1 protein-coding gene is annotated in these 352 nt (G+C 30.1%); it reads right to left on the reverse strand.

The window, feature by feature from the left end; translation table 11 throughout:
- The coding region (locus GNY06_RS08845; protein ID WP_166519744.1) for a hypothetical protein at nt 1–301 on the reverse strand (301 nt) is incomplete at its 3' end.
- Between the last annotated feature and the right edge of the window lie 51 nt (nt 302–352).

Below are 352 nucleotides of genomic sequence, written 5' to 3' on the forward strand. Positions count from 1 at the left end.
CTGTTTTGCTATTTTTTATATGGAATTCTGCAAGCTCATTAATAACTGTTTGTATATCAGATTCATTTTTAGAAAAAGCGTTTTCAACAGCCTTAATATAACATGGCTCAATCTTTTGAGCACAATAGTTCAATAGTTGATTTATAACATTTTCACTTCTATTGTGTTCCTTTGCTAACCAATATGCTAAATACAGAATGCTATCTCTACCATAAGAGCCTTTCATAGGTCTTATATTATTGTCCCTTTCTTTTTGAAGGTGTTCTAATCCTTTTAAAAAAATTGGCTCAGACTTTTCCATTAACTCTGGAAAATAAGTCATTATAAAAATATATAGCGAGCCAATATCCGA

Source organism: Elizabethkingia argenteiflava, from assembly GCF_009904105.1.
Lineage (GTDB): Bacteria > Bacteroidota > Bacteroidia > Flavobacteriales > Weeksellaceae > Elizabethkingia > Elizabethkingia argenteiflava.